The organism is Pseudoalteromonas sp. T1lg21 (assembly GCF_002964625.1).
Lineage (GTDB): Bacteria > Pseudomonadota > Gammaproteobacteria > Enterobacterales > Alteromonadaceae > Pseudoalteromonas > Pseudoalteromonas gelatinilytica.
The window spans coordinates 179,240-201,201 of the sequence record NZ_PQBX01000056.1; the positions used below are offsets into that span (position 1 = coordinate 179,240).

Genomic DNA, 21,962 nt, shown 5'->3' on the forward strand with positions numbered 1-21,962 from the left:
TTGACGGGCTCGGCCAATTTTTCGCGCCTTGTAATAAGCTGCGCGGACCTCTAGTTCGAGAGTGCAAAACGAGATAAAGAGGCTGAACGAACGCTGACGATTATAACACTTTATGACACTTTTACTGCATTAAAAATTAGAAATATACAAATTTTTTACAACAATTAGCGGCAACATCGCCGCATTTAGAAGATTTTATGCAATTATTTTTCACTTGAGCGGACATATGTCCTGTTCATCCACATGCAACAATGTTTAGACATTATGTACAAATGAGATTACCTTTCATTTACCCCTTTTTTAGCAACTAATCAGTAACTCGTGCGAATTCTGGATTAGCTAATTCACATTCGTGCTCATTCAATAAGCCTAAGATTGCTAAATTTAACTCTTCAATTACTTCCATATAAAAAGCAAAGTCGACGGTCTCTACGTAGCTTAGTACATCCACTTGTAAAGCCCAAGGTGTGAAGCCTTTAAAGCGAACACGACATGGTTCAAAGGCAATATGTTTATGTTGCTCCAAAAGCTCTCTTACAGCTTGCATAAACGAGATTAAGTTTTGTTGTTTGGTATTAGCGTTGAGCATCAACTTTGGTCGATAAGAAATACGCTCTCTTTCAGAGACGTTCTCAAGCTGCATATCTACAAACTTTGCATTCGCCACATAGATAACCGAGCGATCAAGGGTTCGAATTCGCGTAGCCCTTAAGCCTATTTCTTCAACGGTGCCCAGGTGGCTGCCAAACTTACATAAACTGCCTATTTTCACCGGTGCAGAAATATAAAGTGTGATTGCAGCAATGATATTCTCAACTGTTTTTTGCGCTGCAAGGGCGATAGCAAGGCCACCAATCCCTAACCCCGCTAATAATGTAGTGGCATTAAACCCTAAGTTTTCAAACCACATAAATAACAACGAAATAACAATCAGTGTTTTAGCTACATTACTAATTGGTCGTAATAAGAATACCGCTTGTGGCTTGTCTTGCTTGATAAAACGCTGACTTAACCTGTGCTTGGCGAGATCGACAGCCCTTAAACAAATCCAACCCCATGCAATTAATAATACAGTTGCACCATGAAATAGCGCCATCACTGCTATGGTGACATTAGATTGGTCGTTCAGTGAGCGCGCCATAAGTACTGCAAGCAACAGGCTGATCGGGCCATTAATGAAACCAATGACATCTTTTTCTACAGGTACTTTTAAGTGTGCAAGAATAAACGTAATTAAACGGGTAATAATAATCGCGATTGCCAAAAACAACACAAAAGAGAAGGCAAAATATATCCACTGCCAAAGCATCACACCTAAAAACTCAATATCAGGCAGATTATCGTACAACCACTCACCGACTCGGTTATAACCATACTCTTTAGTGAGCAGAGGAATTTGACTCACCGTTGCATTCGATATCTTCCAGATCCGATTACCTGTTTTATCATCCGGCACTATTTGCAATAAAATTTGCACCTTGCCTTGTGATGTACTGATTTCTCCAACCAGATCACGATAACTAGGTACGCTTTCTTTTTGTTTACCTTTAGGCTTGTTACTCAAGCTATCAACATCAACCCATAAGGTACGATCCAGCACCACCGATAAGTTTTCTGCAAGCTGAATTTTGCCAAGCGCCTCAACTTCTTTCGGTAAGTTACGGTAATCAAGATATTGGCTAGCACGTTCAAAATCGCGAGCGCGGGTTGCTTTTAAGTAGCCTTGCATGGAGCTGCGAGGCGTAGTTCGATCAAAGGCATCATAGGGTAAGTCATCTTCAAGAGGCTCCTGCACCTTTTCCGTTGTAGCAGGTGTATTCGCTTCAGGCTCTTGCTTGGCCGGCTTTTGTTCGGCTTGTTCTTCCTTGTTGTCTTTATCAATTAAGGATTTAACGGTCACTTCTGGGGTGGTTGTTGCCCATAAAGGCGCATTAAACAACAGTAAAAAACACACTACTAACGTGCTAAATTGCAATGAAAACTTAGTCGTACCACTGTTCACACTTAATTCCTTGTCCGCAAAAACTTTTTAACGCTGAAAAAATCATCTAATTAAATTAGAGCATGGTTTGTGTAACTGTACAAAAAATAATTAAAAATCTTTGCAAGTAAGCGCTGAAATGTTAGTTATAGAGAGACTTAAGCAAAGGATACTATTATGCAAATCTCAAGTTCACTGATCCCCCATTGGTCATCATTAATGATCCACGGTGGCATCGCCATCATTTTTGGCTTGTGTGGTTGGTTCGCCCCTGAAGCCTCATTAGCGATTCTGATGTTTATATTTGCCGCTTACTTTTTTGTCGATGGTGCCATTAGAACTTGGTTAGCTATTGCTTCAAAAAACGAAAATCCACTTTGGTGGATGCTATTAGTGGGTGGTTTAATCTCGATTGCCGCAGCCTTTGTAACGCTATTCGCCCCAAATGTAACGGCCATATTAATGCTTTACTTTATAGCCGCATGGGCCATTGCTATTGGGGTTATTGAAATTGTTATTGCCAGTAAACTACGAAAAGAAATCACGAATGAGTGGCTATTGATTGGCAGCGGTATTATATCGATTATTTTTGGTGGTTATCTGATATTTAACCCTGGCGCGGGTATCATTACCCTACTGTGGCTGGTTGCAACCTATGCCGTCGTATTTGGCATAATGATGGTGTTGCTTGCCTTAAAGCTGAAAAAGCTCAATGAACAAGCATAAAAAAAGCGGCTAAGCCGCTTTTTTTATTTTTGGCTGTTACGCCTTGTTAAAGCTATCTCACCATCGATATGAATATCGCGCTGCGGGAATGCAATAGTAATGTTATTTTCGGCAAATACCTTATAAATGCTAAAGCGCAGCTCACTGCGTACTTGACGAAGCGGTGCTTCTGATTCAGCGCACACCCAGAAAATAGCGCTAAAAGTTAAAGAGCTATCAGCAAAGTCATCAAATAACACAGATGATGCAGGTGTTTTTAAAATAGCAGGATGCTCATCTAGAATTTGCTTCATCAGCTTCTCAACAAGCACAACGTCTGAGCCATACGCAACACCAACATTTACAAACGAGCGGGCATTACGGTCAATTAAGGTCCAGTTAGTGACGGTATTTTCTAATAATTGGCTATTTGGTACCAGCATATGCACACCATCGTTACGACGGATACGCGTTGAACGGGTATTAATTGTCTCAACCACCCCTTTAGCTGTACCTACTTCTAAAAAGTCACCGATTCGAATTGGACGCTCCCACATTAATATCCAACCACTAATAAAGTTATTGATAATGTTTTGCGCACCAAAACCAACACCGATTGCAATGGCACCTGACACAAATGCAAACGCTGTTAGCGGAATGTTGAGTACCTCAAGCGAAGTAAACACAAGCACAGCGATGGTCACAACAAGGTAAATACGCGTGAATAGATGAACCGTATCAGGGCCTAGGTTTTTTGCCAGTAATGCTTTTTTTATTAATCGACCAATCCAGGTGACCACAAACCACATTAAAAACAGCACCAAAGGCACTTGAATTACTTTAAGTACGGTAATTTGCACATCGTTATAGGTGAACAATACAAACGATAATGCAGATTGCAGATCAGCAAGGGTCATAAATTAACATTCCTAGTAAAAAATGAGTTTGATTCAGTTGTGACTAAGTTTAGCACGGCATAATAGGTGAAAACTTGGTAAATACTAAGTTCTTTATGCGCAATATGCGCTAATTATTAACTGTTTTAGACCATAACTGCTATATACATAGAGAGAGCTTGAGGTTTCACAGGCTTTGAATAGCACGAGGAGAACACAATGTCACAAATGACACTCACACAAAAACTTGCAACTTTACAACCTTTGGTTGATCTTAACTTATTTGAATCAAGCTTAGAGTATCGTAACCGAATCCTAAATTTACTTGCTGAGCAAGAGCACTCACTGACTTTAATTAACAAAGAGTTTGGTAACGCCATGCCAGAAAACTTTGGCTCAGAGAAAAAATTTGTATTGGGTTATAACTAACCTATGGTGATTTATTACCAGCAGGATTTAAATTGGCAGTATGCGCCACTTTATTACTAAGCAAGCCATTGATACACAATTGATGGCTTTTTACACATTTTTATCCCTCAACAGCTTTATTTGCGTTCAAATTCCCCATTCAGACGACAAACTTGATTGTTTCTAGCCAAAAATTTGGTAAGTTAAAAAAGATTTATCCACTTTTTTGGAGCTCTCATGCGTAAGACCTTAGTAGCAACTACAATTGCTAGTGTGCTTTTATTATCTGCTTGTAGTTCGCAACAAGCCGACACTCAAACTCAAGTTGAAACTGCCGCTGAAACACAAACAGCCAATGTTGAAAACGTTCTTTTCAAGCCAAGCCCTTTACAATATATGGCTCCTGAGTTTGATAAAATTTCAACCAAAGACTACGAGCCAGCGTTTGAAGCAGGGATCGCTCAGCAAAAAGCTGAAATTGCAAAGATTGCAAACAACCCAGAACCAGCAACATTCGAAAATACCCTTGTTGCAATGGAATTATCGGGTGAGTTACTAGACCGTACTTCTGCAGCATTTTTTAATTTATCGGGTTTAATCTCTGACAGTGAGTACCAACGTATCGCCGCAAAAATGGCACCCGTTATGTCTGCTCACACAGACGATATTTACTTAAACAAAGCATTATTTGCTCGCGTACAAAGCATTTACGACAACAAAGCGTCATTAAATGCTGAAGATCAACGCCTTGTTGATTATTACTACAAAAAGTTTGTTAATGCGGGTGCAAAACTAACTGAAGCTGAAAAAGCAAAAATGCGTGAAATCAACGCAGAGCTTGCCAAGCTTTCAACGATGTTTTCACAAAACATCTTAAAGTCATTCAAAGAAGATGTGATTTTAGTTAAAGATAAAAGCGAGCTTGCGGGTTTATCTGAAGGCGAAATCGCAAGCCTTGCGTCCGCTGCTGAAAAAGCAGGCAAAGAAGGTTACATGATCACACTCGTGAACACGACTCGCCAACCTATCTTACAAAGCCTTGAAAACCGTAAGTTACGCGAAAAAATTTGGACTACATCGGCAACGCGTGCGCAAGCGACAAACGGCCCTATCATCATCAAAGAAACCAAGTTACGCGCAGAAAAAGCAGCATTACTTGGCTACAAAGATTGGGCTTCATATGTAATGACGACACGTATGGCGCAAACAACTGATAACGTTTACGGTATTCTTGATGACTTAGCGCCGAAAGCGGTTGCTAAAGCAGAAGCAGAAGCAGAGCAAATTCAACAAGTAATCAAAAAATCAGGTAAAACGTTTGCGCTTCAACCTTGGGACTGGGCGTTTTACGCTGAAAAAGTTCGTCAAGAAAAGTACGACTTAGACCCTGCTTTAGTTAAGCCTTACTTTGAAATGCAGTCAGTGATCCACGACGGTCTATTCTTTGCGATGAATAAACTTTACGGCATTACGTTTAAAGAGCGTAAAGACTTACCGGTTTATCACGAAGATGTCATGGTATTTGAAGTATTTAACGAAGACGGTAGCGCTATCGGCCTATTCTACATGGACCCTTATGCACGTGAAGGTAAACGTGGTGGTGCGTGGATGAGTGCCTATGTTAGTCAAAGCGGTCTAAAAGACACGATGCCTGTGATCTACAATGCACAGAACATTCCTAAGCCAGCTGAAGGTCAACCAACACTCATGACTTTTTCTGAAGTAACAACGATGTTCCATGAATTTGGTCATGCTGCGCACGGTTTATTCTCTGATGTTAAATACCCAAGCTTAGCAGGTACAGCAACTGCTCGTGACTTTGTTGAATTCCCTTCACAAGCAAACGAAGACTGGAATATAGAACCGACAGTACTTGCAAACTACGCCAAGCACTACAAAACAGGTGAACCAATTCCAAAAGCGTTACTTGCGAAAGTACTTGAGTCACAAAAGTTCAACCAAGGCTTCGATACAACTGAGTACTTAGCGGCGGCACTGCTTGATATGGAATGGCACTCATTTGGTGTTGATGCTGACATCACTGACGTACAAAAGTTTGAACATGATGCATTAGACAAGCATGGTATTGCATATTACCCAGTACCACCACGTTATAAGTCTTGCTACTTCAGCCATACCTTTGCAGGTGGTTACTCAGCGGGTTATTACGCTTACCTTTGGACTGAAGTATTCGCAGCAGATGCGTTTGCACACATGACTGAAGAAGGTGGTTTAACACGTGAAAACGGTGATAATTTCCGCAAAGAGATTTTATCAAAAGGTAACAGCCGCGACTTAATGCAAAGCTACATTGAGTTCCGTGGTCAAAAACCAACAACAGACGCACTATTAAAGCGTCGTGGTTTAGTTGAATAATCACACTGTTGTTTAGAGTATGAGGGGCAACCCTCATGCTTTTTAATTATTAATTAGATTTTCACCCCGCTTTTATTCCTATTCACCTCAAAGCCGTTGTCAGTTAATTCGTTTTTGCTAATCTCAAAGAAAAACACGAGTTCACACATGAAAAACGTTTTACTTTTAGGACTTTGCACAGCTTTAGCTGCATGTTCATCCCCCCCAGATCAGCGCGCTGACATCGTGATAGAAAACGCCCAAATTATTGATATGCAAACTGGGGCTATCGCAGCAAAGCAATCTCTTGCCATTCGCGATGGAATTATCATCAAACGTAGCGATAAACCTTTAAGTAACCACTATCAAAGCTCAACATTGATTGATGCAAAAGGTCAGTATGTCATGCCTGGTCTATGGGATATGCATGTCCACTTTGGCGGTGGTGATGAACTTATTGAAGAGAATAAACAGCTATTGCCACTGTATTTAGCCTACGGCATAACGACCGTTCGTGATGCTGCGGCTGATTTAAGTGAATCTGTACTTAGCTGGCGAGAACAAGTAAAACAAGGTCAGTTAGTGGGCCCAACTATTTTCACCTCAGGCCCGAAATTAGAAGGTAAAAGGTCTATTTGGCCTGGTGATTTAGAAGTAGAAACGACTGAAGAAATGCATGCTGCAATGGATCTGTTAGACAGCATGGACGTTGATTTTATCAAAATTACTGACAGCGCTTTAACGCCTGAGCTTTACCTAAAAGCCGTGCATGAGGTCAAAAAGCGTGGCTATCAAATTTCAGGGCATATTCCATTTTCATTGTCTGTGACTGATGTCTCCAAGGCGGGTCTTGATGCCATTGAGCATATGACCTATATGCTTAAAGCTGCGGCTAAAAACGAAGCGGATATTTCCGCAAAGGTTGCCTCAAAAGAGCTGAGTTATCGCACTGCGCTGCCCATTATCACCGCGCAGTTTGATGAACCAACAGCCATCGAGAAGTTTACGGTTCTTGCTAACAACGACACCGCCGTGGTGCCAACCTTGATTGGTGGCAAAATAACGGCTTACATTGATGAAGATAATCATCAGGACGATGCCTATTTAGATTATTTAGGTAAGGGTTTAAAAGCGACGTATCAATGGCGAGTTGATAGAGCTAACAAAGACACCCCTGCACAAATCAAACAGCGCAAAGAGCGTTTTATTAAAACTGCACAGTTACTCCCTATCGCCCAACAAGCAGGTGTGAGCATTATTGCAGGCACAGATGCAGGCTTTTTAAATTCGTATATTTATCCGGGGCTTTCTTTACACCAAGAACTGAGTATTTTTACTGAATATGGCCTAACACCACTGCAAACGCTGCAAGCTGCAACACTCGCGGGGCCTAAATTTTTAAATAAACAACAGCAATACGGTGCACTTAGTGAAGGCAAAGTAGCCGATCTCATTTTGCTTTCAAAAAACCCGCTTATTGATATTCGTAATACACAAACACTAAAGGGTGTTGTCTCGCACAGCACGTTTTACGATAGCAACGCACTCGAGCGATTAAAGCAACAAGCAAAAGCCTTTGTTGCCAGCCAACCCTAACCCCCCCATTGCCCATGATCGCGTATTATCCGTCATGGGCAATTTTAATTTTCAGCCATCTCATATACACTGCCCTTTTTTGCACATAACTCGAATAACATGACCTACTTATTTGCTGTAACCCTGCTTTGGGCCTTTTCGTTTAGTCTTATTGGTGTTTATTTAGCAGGCCAAGTGGATGCATGGTTTAGTGTGTTAATGCGCATTGGCTTGGCAACTTGCGTGTTTTTGCCCTTTTTACACTGGCGTAAAACCCCTAAAGCCTTAGCACTAAAGCTCATGGCAATAGGCGCAGTACAACTTGGTGTGATGTACAGCTTCTATTACCATTCGTTTTTGTACCTTAGCGTGCCCGAGGTACTGCTATTCACGGTAATGACGCCACTTTACATCACTTTGTTAAACGATTTGCTTGAAAAGCGTTTTAATGCCAAGTTTTTATTAGCCGCAATGCTAGCTATTTTAGGCGCCGTCGCTATTCGCTATGAAGGCGTCGATGAAAACTATCTTATTGGTATGTTAATGGTGCAGGCTGCCAATATTTGCTTCGCTACTGGGCAAGTAACTTACAAACGTTTAATGCAAGATGAGCAACTCCCCCACTCTCGGGTGTTTGCTTGGTTCTTTATTGGCGCTTTAATTGTCGCACTGATTTGTTACGGTTTATTTGGGGATACCAGTAAGCTACCCACCACAACGACACAGTGGGGCGTGTTAATTTACTTAGGCACGATTGCTTCAGGGCTTGGTTATTTCGCTTGGAATAAAGGCGCTACCATCGTTAATGTAGGTGCCTTGGCTGTCATGAATAACCTCCTGATCCCAGCAGGGATCATCGTTAACATTGTGATATGGAATCGTGATGCCGATATCATCAAGCTTGCCATCGGCGCAGCGATTATCTTATTAGCACTTATTATAAATCAGAAACTTAATAAAACTGCCATGGAGCAATGATAGGCTAAACTCTATTAGATTAGAGGAATGCTGATATGCGCGCACTGGTTTTATGTTGTTTAGTTTTCGTTATTCAAGGTTGTAAGAATCTGCCTGAGGAGCAGGTAGTGCAAGTGGGTGCTAGGCCTTACTATTTAATCGACAAGATGACAGATGGACCTTTAAAGCAGCAACTTTCGGCATGCGGTAATGGCCCTTTCTATAAAACTGATTTTGTAATTGGTCATCGCGGTGCCCCTATGCAGTTTCCTGAGCACAGCAAAGAGTCATATTTGGCTGCTGCAAGAATGGGCGCTGGCGTACTTGAATGTGACGTCGCCTTTACTAAAGACAAACAACTCGTGTGTCGTCATTCACAGTGTGATTTACACACCACTACCAACATTTTAGCGATTTCTGAGCTCGCTGCAAAATGCAGCCAACCTTTTACCCCGGCCAAAGACGGCCAACCAGCTCAGGCTAAATGCTGCACCAGCGATATCACCCAAGCTGAGTTTTTAACCTTAAAAGCTAAAATGGATGGTGCCAATGCAAATGCCAAAACGGTCGCAGAATATATGCAAGGCACACCAAGCTGGCGCACTGATTTATACGCAAACAGTGGCACCGTAATGACCCACCAGCAAAGCATTGAGTTATTCAAATCACTGGGGGTAAAAATGACACCCGAGCTAAAAAGCCCAGAAGTTAGCATGCCATTTAACGGTTTTAGCCAGCAAGATTATGCGCAAAAAATGCTTGATGAGTACCGAGCTACAGGTGTGAATAGCGATGATGTGTATCCGCAATCATTTAATCTTGAAGATGTGAAGTATTGGCTAAACAATCACCCTGAATTTGCAAACAACAGTATTTATCTTGATGGCCGAGATGAGCAAGCAGACTTTGATGCCATGGATGACACCACCTGGCAGCCATCAATGCAGGCTCTGTATGACGATGGAGTACGCATTATCGCACCGCCAATATGGATGCTTTTAAGCCTTGATGAGTCAGGTAAAATCGTGCCATCGCTTTATGCTATTAAAGCTAAACAAGCAGGGCTGAACATCATTACTTGGAGTTTAGAGCGCTCTGGTCCATTAACTAAGGGCGGTGGTTATTATTACCAGTCGATTGCCAGCGTGATTAAACAAGATGGGCAAATGATGAATGTGATAGACGTCCTTGCTAAGCAGGTGGGTGTGATGGCTATTTTCTCTGACTGGCCTGCTACTCTTACCTATTACGCAAGCTGTATGCAGTACCCTGCCTCAATAAAATAGCTGAGCATCAATAAATTTCAAGGGCTTTGACTCGTCCAAAAGGTGGGGCTGAGGTATTATTAGCTAAACCGTTTTTTACAAGGATTAACATGATTATTCAGCACCATAGCCACGACATAGCGACCAACACAGGCACAATGCGCACCAGTATTTATCGCCCTGTAGAAGAAGGTAAATACCCGTGTGTTATTTTCTATTCTGAAATTTTCCAAGAAACAGCCCCTATTGCACGCTCTGCGGCAATACTTGCTGGTCATGGTTTTGTTGTGTTAGTGCCAGAAGTTTTTCATGAGTTAAATCCTATTGGGACAGTACTTGCCTATGATGATGCTGGAAAAGACAAAGGCAATGCCGACAAATGGGCAAAACCGCTTGAGAGCCATGACTCAGACACTGACGCTTTAATTGCATTTGCACGTCAGCAAGATTACTGCACAGGAAATGTCGGTGCCATGGGCGTATGTATTGGTGGTCACCTTGCATACCGTGCTGCATTAAACCCAAGTATCAAAGCCGCTTTTTGTTTATACGCAACAGATATACACAGCGATACCTTACCGGCGCAAGCGGGTAATAACTCATTTGAGCGCATGGCAGATATTAAAGGTGAGATCCACTTTGTTTGGGGTAAACAAGACCCTCATGTACCAAAAGAGGGCCGCCTTAAAATTTACCAACAAGCTGTGGCAACAGGCATTAATTACCAGTGGCAAGAAGTGAACGCCCAACATGCGTTTATGCGCGACGAAGGCGACCGATATGACCCAGTACTTGCCATCAGCATGTACCAACAAGCCGTTGCTTTATTTAATCGCACGCTTGTTTAAATCGTCATAGTGGCTACTTGATTAGTAAAATAATCCTTCAAGTAATCAAGTAAAACCCGCAGTTTTTTGCTTCCCGCCGCCCCTGGCGGGAATACACCATAAAGTTCAATATCGGCAGTTTTGTAATCATCTAATATTGTGCGTAACAATCCCGCTTTGATCCTTGGCAATGCATCATAAACTGGGATTTTCGCTAAACCATGCCCAGCTTCAACAAAGGCAGTTCGCGCAGCGGCATTATTGGTACTTATGCCACCACTAACAGCCACATCAAAGCGGCGTTTATCTTTTTCGAGCGTGACAACAGCACTACTTGGTTGATACACCACCCATGTATGCTCTGCTAAATCAGCAATGCTTTTTGGTATAGGGTATTTTGTAAAGTAATCGACTGAACCGCATAAGCAGGTCGCCATACTTGCAAGTTTAGTCGCTTGTAAGTTTGAGCTTTCAAGGGCAACACCTCTAATCGCTAAGTCATAGCCCTCTTTGATGATATCAACCACATCATCACTGAGCTGTAAATCGATATCAATTTTCGGATACAAACGCCTAAACTGAGCCAGTGCCGGTACTACAAGTTGCAAACCAACATTTACCGGACAACTCAATTTAATAACCCCAACCGGTTCACTCTTTAAGTTCTCAAGGTGTAAATTAGCAGCCTCAGCGTGCTCGGTGATAGCCTGACAACGTTCATAATAAGCCATACCCGCTTCGGTAAGGGTCATGGTACGCGTTGAGCGATTAAGTAACGTGAGCTTTAATTGCTGTTCTAATTTCTTTAAATGATAACTAACTACAGCCCTTGATAAACCAAGTTGTTGAGCCGCTTTAGTTAAGCTGCCTTGCTGCACAATATGGGCAAACACCACCATACTTTTTAGTTGCTCAAACGATACTTTCATAAAGACTCCTAACCGAACCTGAATGATTGTATCAATTATTAAACCAATGAAGTCAAATTTATCTGCGTTGTTTAACTCAATTTTCAGCCCTATAGTGTTATCAACGATGTTTAATACACAAAGAGGGTTCACTATGTCAGCTAAGAAAATTTTAATGGTACTTACTTCACACGATGAACTTGGCGATACAGGCCATAAAACAGGCTTTTGGGTTGAAGAATTTGCAGCACCCTACTACGCCTTTATTGATGCCGGTGCAGAGGTAACGTTAGCTTCTGTTAAAGGTGGCCAACCTCCGGTTGATCCAAACAGTGCAGCCCCTGATGCAGCAACCGATGCCACAAAACGCTTTGATCAAGACAGCGCAGCACAAACCTTAATGGCCAATACTAAACCACTTGCTGAAGTTAAAGCTGATGATTTTGATGCGGTATTTTACCCAGGCGGCCATGGCCCTTTGTGGGATTTAGTTGATAACCAAGATTCGATCAATTTAATTGAGCAATTTCTTAATTCAGATAAGCCAGTCGGTGCAGTATGTCACGCCAGTGCCGTATTACTGAATGCGAAAAATGCAGCTGGTAAATCTGTGGTATTTGATAAAAAAGTAACCGGCTTTAGTAACTCAGAAGAGGATGCCGTACAACTTACCAATGTTGTGCCATTACTTGTTGAAGATGAGCTAATCAAACAAGGTGGTCAGTATCAAAAAACCGATGATTGGGGCGAGCTTGCGATTGAAGATGGCCTACTAATCACAGGGCAAAACCCTGCAAGTTCTGAACTTGCTGCGAAAAAACTATTAACCAAATTAGGTTAAACTAGCTCAACATGACCTAGACCTTTAGTAAACACCTTGCATATCAAGGTGTTTACCTTCACTTTTAATAAGTTATACTCATTCGGTCACATTGATTTAAGAGCTTCTCATCATGACTGAAAAAAAAGCTGTCAAAATTCCTCCTATCAGTAGTAAGCGATTCGCAATTTTAGGCATTATGCTGATGTGCTTGGTACTGCAAATAATTAATACCCTACCCGGCATAAACTTAAACGGTTTAGGTATTTTGCCAAGGCAAATGTCTGGTTTATCAGGGGTGTTTTTTGCGCCATTTTTACATGGTGGCTGGGCACACCTTTTTAGTAACCTAGTGCCATTTGCTATTCTCGGCTGGCTAGTTTGCCAATTTAGCGTAAAACGCTTTTGGCTGGTGTTTGCAGGCACTGCGCTCATTGGTGGATTACTAGTATGGCTATTTGGCCGCAGCAATATTCATGTAGGGCTCAGTGGTGTTATCTACGGTTTATGGGGCTATTTAATTAGCTACGGCATTATGCACCGCTCATTCAAAGCCATTTTAATCAGTATTGCGGTTGTTGTGTTATACAGCGGCCTGATTTGGGGTGTCTTCCCGCAGCGCATTCATATTTCATTCGAAAGCCATTTATTCGGCGCAATTAGCGGCGCACTAATCGGCTATATTATGGCAAAGCGTGATAAGCAAAAGAGCCCTAAGCTTTAAACTGACAGCTTTTAAATAATAATGACCACACCTACACTATTTAAGAAGCTCTTTCGTTTTGAAAAAGGCAGGCAACTGTCAGGCTACGATAAAATGCTAATTTGCACAGCCCGCTGGCCAATTAAATTTGATATGTATATTTTGCGTTTTCCTGAGGGCAGTGAAATAGCGGCTCACACCGATAAAGTCGCTAGTGGTAAACATTTCAGGCTTAATATTGTACTCAAAAAAGCGCGTGCAGGTGGGGAGTTTATCTGCTCTGCCCCACTCTATGAAAGCTCACGAATCAAATTATTCCGTCCTGATATCTGCGAACATCAGGTAACGCGGGTAACGTCTGGCAGCCGATATCTTTTAAGTATCGGCTGGATAAAAAATTAATAAGTTAACTCCCACGTTTAGAGCTATATTTCAATTGTTTATATAGGCTCATAAAAAACCTAAATAACAATACTAGTGCTACTACTGTAAGTAAAAATAATACGTAAAATAAAGACGTAGTAATGTTATCTTTCATTTGAACAATAACAGATGTGTACTTTATTACGAATAAAAGTAGTACTACTCCACCTAGAATACCCGCTACTAACTTCCATTTGAGTTTAACCATCAAAGCTTGCTCCCTTATAGCTTATAGTTCAACACTAGCAGCAGAAAGTGGTCAGTTTCAACTCCTTAACTTCATTGTCACCATCACAACGCCATGGTCGGTACTTTGATCATCATAGGCAAACTGGGGGTTGATTAAGTGCTGATCATAGGTGTGATAATCAACTACTTCAAAAAAGCTACCCTGAAACCCGGCATCAAACTCTCGAGATAACAAAATATAATCAAATACTGAGCTGCTACTGCCAAAATAGTGGGTGGCTTCTCTATCGTCTTCTGTTACAACATGGCGCTGATAGAGTTGCCAACTATCTTGTAGTTTGAACTCTGAACGAGATGGGCTATTTTGCCTATGACCGCTAAAGCGAAGATGATCAGCGATTAAATGGTTAAGAACGCCATCGTGTAACTCATTATTAAAGTCCCCCATCACAATCACAGGGTTATTGCTATGCGCTCTGCGTTTAATAATTTCAACGAGTAACAGTGCTGCTTCACTGCCACGTTGTATGCTTGATGCCCAGCGCCCAAGGGCTTGCGATTTTAACTGCATAACTAAGTTTTGCTGTTCGCTGTGGCTTTCATCATCTTGGTGATAGAGCATGCTACGTTTTGATTTAAAGTGCACTACATAGCAATCGACGTGTCCTAAGTGAGGTACTTCAAGTGTCGCGCGAATAATACTGCGGCTAAAGTTAAAATTATCGCTCAAGCCCATCGCTAAAATATCATCTTGCTCTGCCTCAACCTGACTGACATCAACAATTTTATAGCGTGAGGCAATAGCCACAACCGGATCGCGATAAATAAAGTCATCAATCACCGTTGGCTCATCAACGACTGCAAAATAGAGGTAACCCTCTGCGTTAACTTGTTGTTTCAGTTCATTGATACTGAACACTTCTTGAAAGCCAATAATGTCTGGCTGCTGATTTTTAAGATAATCGGCCAACCAGCGCTGCTTTTTGGCCCATTGCTCAGCGCTATAAATGCGCTGAAAATCATAAAATGCGTCAGGTGGCGCTAAATAATTATATAAATTAAATGTCGCCACCTTTAATTGGCTGTTTTCTATCACTTAATTCCTTATTCGTGCAACCACTCAGTGGCAATAATCGGGTCTTCAAAGTATTTCACTTCACCACTGATAAACCAGTTACCCACTTTGCTTGCCACTTGTTGCCAGTGTTTGTTACCAACTACTGCTATACGGCAAAACTCTTTGTTGTGTTTAAGGCCTAGCTTAAAATCATCCCACGCGGCTTGTAACTCCCAGCCTTCTAACTCAGTAATATCAACATAGGCTCTTATTTTTGCACTCGGAACTGCCGCTACTGCATTATCGATAAGAGGGGTAAGAGTTTTGTAATCGTCATGCGTGAGCTTCCCCACAATTTTCATTGTGAGATAAAAAGTCGTGCCAGTGCGCTCAAGGCCAATGGCTAAACCATGCTTTTTCATGTCATCCTCCTTGTTATTCATAATTAATAACTGTACTTCCCTTGCTTTATCTGATCAACTAGGATGGTAGTTTCGTAATGACATTCATTAAAGCACAATTTAGGAGTTTCAATGAGTAATACCGACAGTTATACACCACCTAAAGTGTGGCAATGGGATGCAGAAAACGGTGGTGAATGGGCGAAGACAAATCGCCCGGTCTCAGGTGCAACCCACGAGCAAGACTTGCCCGTTGGTAAACACGATCTTCAACTCTACTCGCTTGCGACACCAAACGGCCAAAAAGTGACTATCATGCTCGAAGAACTATTAGAGCTTGGTATTGATGAAGCTGACTACGATGCATTTTTAATTAAAATTGGCGATGGTGACCAGTTCTCTTCAGGGTTTGTAAGTGTTAATCCTAATTCAAAAATCCCAGCCTTAATGGATCACAGTACAACGCCCGTTACTCGCGTGTTTGAGTCAGGTGCAATTTTACAATACTTGGCTGAGAAATTTGATGCGCTGATCCCAAGCGATCACGCCAGTAAAACAGAATGTCGTAATTGGCTATTTTGGCAAATGGGCTCTGCCCCCTACTTAGGCGGAGGCTTCGGTCACTTTTATAGTTATGCACCATTTAAAATGCAGTACCCAATTGACCGCTTCACCATGGAAGTAAAACGCCAGTTAGACGTACTAAACCGTCATTTAAGCGACCATGACTACATGGCTGGCAGCGAATATTCAATCGCCGATATCGCAATCTGGCCGTGGTATGGCAGCTTAGTACTTGGCAATTTATATGATGCAGCTGAGTTCTTAGATGTTGAGTCATATAGTCATGTGATGCGCTGGGCAAAACAAATTGAGCGCCGCCCTGCAGTAAAACGAGGTCGCAGAGTTAACAAAACATGGGGTGATGAAGCTGAGCAGTTAGCGGAGCGCCACTCTAAGGAAGATTTTTAAGGGCTTAATTGCCCTTTTTCATAACCTCTGAACCCTATGAAAAAGCTCAGTAAAGAAGACATCTACCAACGCCTTAGTAACACCGAAGACGCCCGTGCCTGTAAAGCAATTGATGAAGCCGCTTGTAAAGTGGTACCCGGCAATTTTATTACTCTATTAGTAAGTCAGCTATTCAGTAAATTTGCAGATGCCTTGTTAAACCCTAAAGTGACCCTACCTTGGCTATTACAAAGCATTAATGTACCAAGTAGCTTTATTGCTTGGCTTGTGCCTATTCGTGAGTCAGGCTCAATGCTGCCACAACTGGCCATCGCCAGTGCTATTCGCAAGCTCCCAGTCAGAAAGTGGGTTTGGGTGATTGGCGCAATTGTGCAGGCTTTATGTATTGTTGGTATGCTGATTTGTGCTTTAACACTCCAAGGTGCAACTGCTGGGTTTGCTATCATCGCTATTTTAATTGTCTTTAGCCTAGCCCGTGGCTTTAATTCCATCGCTGCAAAAGATGTATTAGGCAAGGTTATTCCAAAACAGCAGCGTGGTAGCATTAGCGGTCTTGCTGCGAGTTTTGCCGGATTTGCAACGCTCACTTTTGGTCTTGGTTTATGGTATCTACAAAGCCTTGGCTATGAAAATGGGGTGTATGTTGCATTAATGCTGGCCGCTTTAATGTGGCTGTTTGCAGCACTCAGTTATAGCCGCATTCAAGAATACAAAGGCGCAACCGAAGGCGCTGAAAACGGCTTTTTACATGCTTTATCAAAATTAAAACTGCTTTACCAAGATAAGCAATTTGCTCATTTTATTGTCACTCGAGCATTGTTGTTATGCTCTGCTTTAAGCGCACCGTTTTATATCGTTCTTGCCAGTGAACAGCTTTCGACTTTTCACTACTTGCTACGTTTATGGCGCTTTCTGGGCTTGCCAGCTTAGTCTCTGCGCCTATCTGGGGTCGATTAAGTGACTTATCGAGCCGCAAAGTATTAGTGTTTGCTGCAATGCTCGTCACCCTCAACGGTTTCGCCGTTTATTTAGTAGCTTATCTTAGCCCACAAACGCTCAATGAGTTTTGGCTATTACCGCTCTGTTATTTTTTACTCACCGTAGCTCATCAAGGGGTTCGCCTTGGTCGTAAAACCTACCTTGTTGATATGGCTGAAGGAAACAAGCGCACTGACTACGTCTCTGTCAGTAATACGGTGATCGGGGTTATTTTATTACTGCTAGGTAGTGTTGGCTTATTGAATAGTTTTTTAACAACGGCAGAATTAATTTTTTTCTACAGTATCTTAGGCTTAGTCGGTGCTATAAGTGCTTGGTTTTTACCTGATACCTAGACCCTACCTTAAAAAAAGCGCATAATCTTGCTGTTTTTTATTCCCAAAAAAGGACTTACTATGAAAAAGGCAGCTTTTGCACTTTTAACGCTACTTACACTTTCTGCTTGTAGCACCAGTGTGCCTATTCGTAACTTTGACGCAAACCCTGTACCGCAAATGGCATCTGGTAAACATGACCTTGAAAGTATCAAAACCAATATTTTAAAAGCATGTATGAAACTAGGTTGGACGTGTCGTTCAAACGCTGAAGGTCAAATCTTAGGTAAACTTGATATTCGTAAACATCAATTACGCGTTGATATTACGTTTAACGAACAAGAATACTCGATTGATTACAAAGATTCGATAAACCTTGATTACAATGGCAAAAAAATCCACCGCCAATACATTAACTGGGTTACCAACTTAATGCGCAATATTGATGCTGAATTAGCCTATAAATAAAATTGACGCAGAATCAGGTATTAAAAAAGGCGACCTAGGTCGCCTTTTTCTTTGCTAGTTTTTCAGGTTCTTATCGAAGAACTCTAAAAACGCTTTCAACGTTTTAATTCTATACGGCTGGTGCGATAAGTAATGGTCGCCATCTTCGAGCTCAATGTAAGTAACATCTTTGCCTTCGTCTTTAAGTTCATCATCCATTTCACGACTATGATAAACAGGCACCACGTTATCATCTGAGCCATGAACCAATAGCACCGGGCGATTGATTTGCTTCGCAAAATTAACAGGCGACACCTTTTCTAGTTTATCGCTATCAGTACCAAATTGCTTACGCACAATTTCTTTATTAGTGAAATGTCGCGCCTTACTAACAATACGCTCAAGGTCAGTAACGCCAGCAAAGCTTGCTGCACATTTGAATGTTTCTGGGTGCTTAACCACCGCCATTAATGCGGCATAACCACCATAACTTGCCCCACCAATACAGATTTTATCTCCATTAGCGATACCTTCCTTAACAAGCCAATTAGCAGCATCTTGCAAGTCATCTTGCATTTCTTTACCAAAACCTTGAACTGCGGCCATCTCAAATTCATGACCATAGCCACTCGAACCACGGAAGTTTGGTTGCAGTACTGCATAACCATTGTAGGCAAGTAATGCTGTCCAATAGTCAAAACCAGCATAATCACGAGCCATAGGGCCACCATGCGGGAACACAATAGTGGGTAATTTATCCCCTTCTTTGTAACCCACAGGTAAAGTTAAATACCCTTCAATAGTTAAGCCATCACGGGCTTTATAACTGATTTTCTTTTTACCAGTATAAACTGTGTCATCAATATCCGGGAATGCCGATGCAAATACGGTTAACTCGTTAGTATCACGATTCCCAAGCAGGTAAGTTCCTGTGCTGTCGTCGCTTGTCAAATAAACCACATATTGACGCTGATCTTTACTGGTATCAATAATATCAATATCAAACTTATCTGCTGGTAATACACCACGTAATGCAGTGTATAATTTATTCAAGTCATCGTTCCAATAACGAATGCCATCTTCTAGATGCGAATGAGTAAAACCAGCTACCTCACCGGTAAGTGGCGAATAAAAAATAGAGCCGTCAAAATCATAGTTGTCATCGCTGAACACTAACTCTTTTTTCATGGTTGCTAGGTCCATTTTATAAAGCGCATCATAGCCATCTTTAAGTGCTTTGAAATAAAGAATATTAGGGTCTTTATCGAAGCCCAAAACAGTCACTACATCAGGGCTAAATGCTTTATATTTAAATAACGTTTTACGATTATCTCTATCTTCATCGTAAAGAATATATTCAAATTCATCTTCATCCATTTTAAGAGCAATTCGTACATTACCTTGGCGGTCTGCTTTCCAAGCAATGACTTTGTTACGTGAACGCTGCACTTTCTTTTTACGAAGTGTATTTAAATCAAGTTCATACACACCAGGCGCATTGGCAACATCAAAGTCACCTTGCACTAAGATTTTATCTTTATCATTAGGTAAAAAACTGATGACCTGATCGCCAAATTGAGGTTGGCGTTCATCACGGTTATAGTTTGGTTCATTGGCTAGTTTCGCCTTGCCTTTATCGTTAATATTGTAGGCATACATGCGAGTCGATGAATATTTAGGACCGCCAAATTGACGTTGAATATAGCGCGCACCTAAAAGTAGCACTTCATCATTTGCCCATTCATACCAATCGAAGAAAATAGTGTGGTTATCTGAACGGATAATAGAATCAGCTTGTTTAGTTTCACGGTTATAAACCATTAAAACTAACTCACCATTTACATTTCGAATAAACGATAAATTTTTACCATTTGGCGAAAATTTTACTTGGCTAAAAGCCCGTAAAGAGGCGAAAGATTCTACAGGGAGTTGGGTGTTTTCAGCAGCACGGGGCATTAAGCTGAGCACTGCCAAAAGTGTAAGCAGTAAGTACTTCATAATAAAGTCCATTTCTATTTTTATTGTACCGGCAATAATAACATTAAATTATAAAAAAAGACCAGTTCACAAATTTAGGCACACCATTCATTCGTTTAAAGCGAACATAACACTCGATTAATAGCATTATTAATTTATTTTTTGCTAATTATAATGGCTGCATAACTTCAGTTTTCTTAGGTGACATGATGAAAAAAGTACTTGTGTTAAATTCATCTTTAAATGGTGAACAAGGTAATTCAAGCAAACTTAGCCAACATTTTGTTGAGCAGCTTGCTAACAACCAACAAATTTCAGTAACAACTCGCGATTTAAGCGACAATGCGATTGCTCACTTAACGCAGACAGAAATGGCTGCTTGGATGACTGATGCAAACGAGCGCAGCGATGAGCAAAAAGCACTTGCTGCAATTTCTGACGATTTAATTGCTGAACTTAACGATAACGACCTGATTGTTATTGGCATGCCAATGTACAACTTTGGTATTCCATCAACATTTAAAGCTTGGATTGATCGTATTGCTCGTGCTGGTATTACGTTTAAATACACTGAGCAAGGCCCAGTAGGTTTAATTACAGACAAAAAAGTAGTGGTACTTGCTGCACGTGGCGGTATGTATCAAGGCACAGAGATGGATACACAAACTAAATACTTAAAAGATGTACTTGGTTTTGTGGGTATGACTGACGTTAACTTTATCTATGCAGAAGGCCTTGCGATGCCGGGTGCAGAGCAAAGCTTAGAAGCAGCACAAAACAAAATAAAGGCTTTTACCGCGTCGCTTTAATAAGTGATTAATAAAGCTAGATATAAAAAAGCGGTCATCATGACCGCTTTGTGATTTACGCTGTGACCGATAACAGCGAATCACCTTCAGATAAACCAAACTTTTCTTGCACAGAGGCTAGAATCGCTTCTTTATCTTCTTCTCCCAGTTGATCAGAATATTGCGCTAACAACTCATCTAAATAACTGACAACTTCTTCAGTATCAACCTGCTCGAGTGAGTTACCACTTGGCGGCGGCGGTGGTGGACCAGGCGGGCGTTCACCTTCAGGGCGACCTAATTCACCGACTTCAGCGGCATCAAAGCCAGCTTCAGCCATAATTGCTTCCATCTCTTGACCCGGTTGAATACCTGCGTCCATAAATGTTTGCATAATAGATTGTGCATCTTCTGCAGTTAAGTTTTCAGGATCAAACTGAGCTAAGGTTTCATTCATTAACTCTGTTTGTTCACTGGTTAACGGCTCTGCTTGAGGTCGTTGCATGGGCTGAAAATTCGCACCCGATGAAACACTGTTGATCATCGTTGATTTTCCTTACGTTTTGGTGGTTTATGGTTGTTGAACTCGTCTTCAGTTACTTCACCATTTTGATCAGCATCCATGTCATTAAAAATGGTTTGCAGCATATCTTCAGGCATAGGCTGTTCACTAAACTCAGTAAAATCAATCACCCCATTGCCATCAATATCAATCGATGCAAAGTCAGGTCGCTGGGGTGGACCGCCTTGATGGTCGCGAGCAAAGCAAGCGGGCGCTGTGGCTAACAACGAAATAGCTAAAACAGAAAGTGCAGATAAATGCTTCATAGCGAACCTCTTATGTCATTCAATTGACCGTAAGCATAATCTGAATACCATCCAAAAGTGTGTGGGCAATATGCAACAAATGTGGAAACTTTGTGGATTACGTTAGCAATTAATCGAAGTTGTGACTTGTTACGTATGAAGAGCAAAACAATTTTCCAACACGACGA

The 21,962-nt window shown here is 41.5% G+C and carries 21 protein-coding genes and 1 pseudogene; 14 read left to right on the forward strand and 8 right to left on the reverse strand.

Annotated features, from left to right (window positions below; translation table 11 throughout):
• Nucleotides 1-307 precede the first annotated feature (307 nt).
• On the reverse strand, nt 308-2,002 hold the full coding sequence (locus C2M25_RS11170) for a mechanosensitive ion channel family protein (protein ID WP_234003567.1): 1,695 nt from the start codon (nt 2,000-2,002) through the stop codon (nt 308-310).
• A 156-nt stretch (nt 2,003-2,158) separates the two neighbouring features.
• Here C2M25_RS11170 and C2M25_RS11175 point away from each other — a divergent pair, with 156 nt between their 5' ends.
• Nucleotides 2,159-2,707, forward strand: a complete 549-nt coding sequence (locus tag C2M25_RS11175) for an HdeD family acid-resistance protein (protein ID WP_105181116.1) — start codon at nt 2,159-2,161, stop codon at nt 2,705-2,707.
• 23 nt (nt 2,708-2,730) lie between these two features.
• Here the strand turns inward: C2M25_RS11175 and C2M25_RS11180 are convergent, their stop codons facing one another.
• Nucleotides 2,731-3,603 carry a mechanosensitive ion channel family protein gene (locus C2M25_RS11180; RefSeq protein WP_063700282.1) on the reverse strand — a complete coding sequence of 291 codons (873 nt, stop codon included), beginning with the start codon at nt 3,601-3,603 and terminating at the stop codon, nt 2,731-2,733.
• 198 nt (nt 3,604-3,801) lie between these two features.
• Here C2M25_RS11180 and C2M25_RS11185 point away from each other — a divergent pair, with 198 nt between their 5' ends.
• From C2M25_RS11185 to C2M25_RS11210, 6 genes are all read left to right on the forward strand, one after another.
• A complete protein-coding gene (locus C2M25_RS11185; RefSeq protein ID WP_063700283.1) occupies nt 3,802-4,011 on the forward strand; it encodes a hypothetical protein in 210 nt (69 codons plus the stop codon).
• A 216-nt stretch (nt 4,012-4,227) separates the two neighbouring features.
• Nucleotides 4,228-6,366 carry a M3 family metallopeptidase gene (locus tag C2M25_RS11190; RefSeq protein ID WP_105181117.1) on the forward strand — a complete coding sequence of 713 codons (2,139 nt, stop codon included), beginning with the start codon at nt 4,228-4,230 and terminating at the stop codon, nt 6,364-6,366.
• 147 nt (nt 6,367-6,513) lie between these two features.
• Entirely contained in the window at nt 6,514-7,941 is a 1,428-nt protein-coding gene (locus C2M25_RS11195; protein ID WP_105181118.1) for an amidohydrolase family protein, read from the forward strand.
• A gap of 99 nt (nt 7,942-8,040) precedes the next feature.
• Entirely contained in the window at nt 8,041-8,898 is an 858-nt protein-coding gene (locus C2M25_RS11200; protein WP_105181119.1) for a carboxylate/amino acid/amine transporter, read from the forward strand.
• A 35-nt stretch (nt 8,899-8,933) separates the two neighbouring features.
• Nucleotides 8,934-10,163, forward strand: coding sequence for a glycerophosphodiester phosphodiesterase family protein (locus C2M25_RS11205; RefSeq protein WP_105181120.1), 1,230 nt, complete (start codon nt 8,934-8,936; stop codon nt 10,161-10,163).
• 89 nt (nt 10,164-10,252) lie between these two features.
• A complete protein-coding gene (locus C2M25_RS11210; protein ID WP_063700291.1) occupies nt 10,253-10,990 on the forward strand; it encodes a dienelactone hydrolase family protein in 738 nt (245 codons plus the stop codon).
• Here the strand turns inward: C2M25_RS11210 and C2M25_RS11215 are convergent.
• Nucleotides 10,987-11,898 (reverse strand): LysR family transcriptional regulator, encoded by a 912-nt coding sequence (locus tag C2M25_RS11215; RefSeq protein WP_105181354.1) that lies wholly within the window; start codon nt 11,896-11,898, stop codon nt 10,987-10,989. The two genes, C2M25_RS11210 and C2M25_RS11215, sit on opposite strands and share 4 nt — an antisense overlap.
• A 133-nt stretch (nt 11,899-12,031) precedes the next feature.
• Between C2M25_RS11215 and C2M25_RS11220 the strand changes: the two genes are divergently transcribed.
• From C2M25_RS11220 to C2M25_RS11230, 3 genes are all read left to right on the forward strand, one after another.
• Nucleotides 12,032-12,718: a type 1 glutamine amidotransferase domain-containing protein gene (locus C2M25_RS11220; RefSeq protein ID WP_105181121.1), complete on the forward strand. Its 687-nt coding sequence runs from the start codon at nt 12,032-12,034 to the stop codon at nt 12,716-12,718.
• 112 nt (nt 12,719-12,830) lie between these two features.
• Nucleotides 12,831-13,421, forward strand: a complete 591-nt coding sequence (locus C2M25_RS11225) for a rhomboid family intramembrane serine protease (RefSeq protein ID WP_105181122.1) — start codon at nt 12,831-12,833, stop codon at nt 13,419-13,421.
• Between the two features lie 93 nt (nt 13,422-13,514).
• Complete coding sequence (locus tag C2M25_RS11230) at nt 13,515-13,802, forward strand: 2OG-Fe(II) oxygenase (protein ID WP_234003568.1); 288 nt, start codon at nt 13,515-13,517, stop codon at nt 13,800-13,802.
• Between the two features lie 286 nt (nt 13,803-14,088).
• On the opposite strand, the gene C2M25_RS11240 is transcribed toward C2M25_RS11230, so the two are convergent.
• Nucleotides 14,089-15,108, reverse strand: a complete 1,020-nt coding sequence (locus C2M25_RS11240) for an endonuclease/exonuclease/phosphatase family protein (RefSeq protein ID WP_234003569.1) — start codon at nt 15,106-15,108, stop codon at nt 14,089-14,091.
• 8 nt (nt 15,109-15,116) lie between these two features.
• Complete coding sequence (locus tag C2M25_RS11245) at nt 15,117-15,491, reverse strand: STAS/SEC14 domain-containing protein (RefSeq protein WP_105181125.1); 375 nt, start codon at nt 15,489-15,491, stop codon at nt 15,117-15,119.
• A 111-nt stretch (nt 15,492-15,602) separates the two neighbouring features.
• On the opposite strand from C2M25_RS11245, the gene yghU reads away from it, so the two are divergent.
• The 3 genes and pseudogenes from yghU to C2M25_RS11260 all read left to right on the forward strand — a co-directional run bounded on the left by yghU (nt 15,603) and on the right by C2M25_RS11260 (nt 18,223).
• On the forward strand, nt 15,603-16,442 hold the full coding sequence (yghU, locus tag C2M25_RS11250; RefSeq protein ID WP_055021453.1) for a glutathione-dependent disulfide-bond oxidoreductase: 840 nt from the start codon (nt 15,603-15,605) through the stop codon (nt 16,440-16,442).
• Nucleotides 16,443-16,478: 36 nt separating this feature from the next.
• Nucleotides 16,479-17,776: pseudogene (locus tag C2M25_RS11255) on the forward strand (MFS transporter).
• A 60-nt stretch (nt 17,777-17,836) separates the two neighbouring features.
• Nucleotides 17,837-18,223: a hypothetical protein gene (locus tag C2M25_RS11260; protein WP_105174672.1), complete on the forward strand. Its 387-nt coding sequence runs from the start codon at nt 17,837-17,839 to the stop codon at nt 18,221-18,223.
• A gap of 54 nt (nt 18,224-18,277) precedes the next feature.
• Here C2M25_RS11260 and C2M25_RS11265 read toward each other — a convergent pair whose 3' ends face one another.
• Nucleotides 18,278-20,200: an alpha/beta hydrolase family protein gene (locus tag C2M25_RS11265; protein WP_105181126.1), complete on the reverse strand. Its 1,923-nt coding sequence runs from the start codon at nt 20,198-20,200 to the stop codon at nt 18,278-18,280.
• A gap of 188 nt (nt 20,201-20,388) precedes the next feature.
• Here C2M25_RS11265 and C2M25_RS11270 point away from each other — a divergent pair, with 188 nt between their 5' ends.
• Nucleotides 20,389-20,988: an FMN-dependent NADH-azoreductase gene (locus C2M25_RS11270; protein ID WP_063700313.1), complete on the forward strand. Its 600-nt coding sequence runs from the start codon at nt 20,389-20,391 to the stop codon at nt 20,986-20,988.
• A gap of 55 nt (nt 20,989-21,043) precedes the next feature.
• Here C2M25_RS11270 and C2M25_RS11275 read toward each other — a convergent pair whose 3' ends face one another.
• The gene (locus C2M25_RS11275; RefSeq protein ID WP_063700315.1) at nt 21,044-21,511 is read right to left on the reverse strand and encodes a hypothetical protein; all 468 of its coding nucleotides are present in this window, start codon (nt 21,509-21,511) and stop codon (nt 21,044-21,046) included.
• Nucleotides 21,508-21,795 carry an EF-hand domain-containing protein gene (locus tag C2M25_RS11280; protein WP_105181127.1) on the reverse strand — a complete coding sequence of 96 codons (288 nt, stop codon included), beginning with the start codon at nt 21,793-21,795 and terminating at the stop codon, nt 21,508-21,510. Before C2M25_RS11280 ends, C2M25_RS11275 begins: the two co-directional genes overlap by 4 nt.
• Between the last annotated feature and the right edge of the window lie 167 nt (nt 21,796-21,962).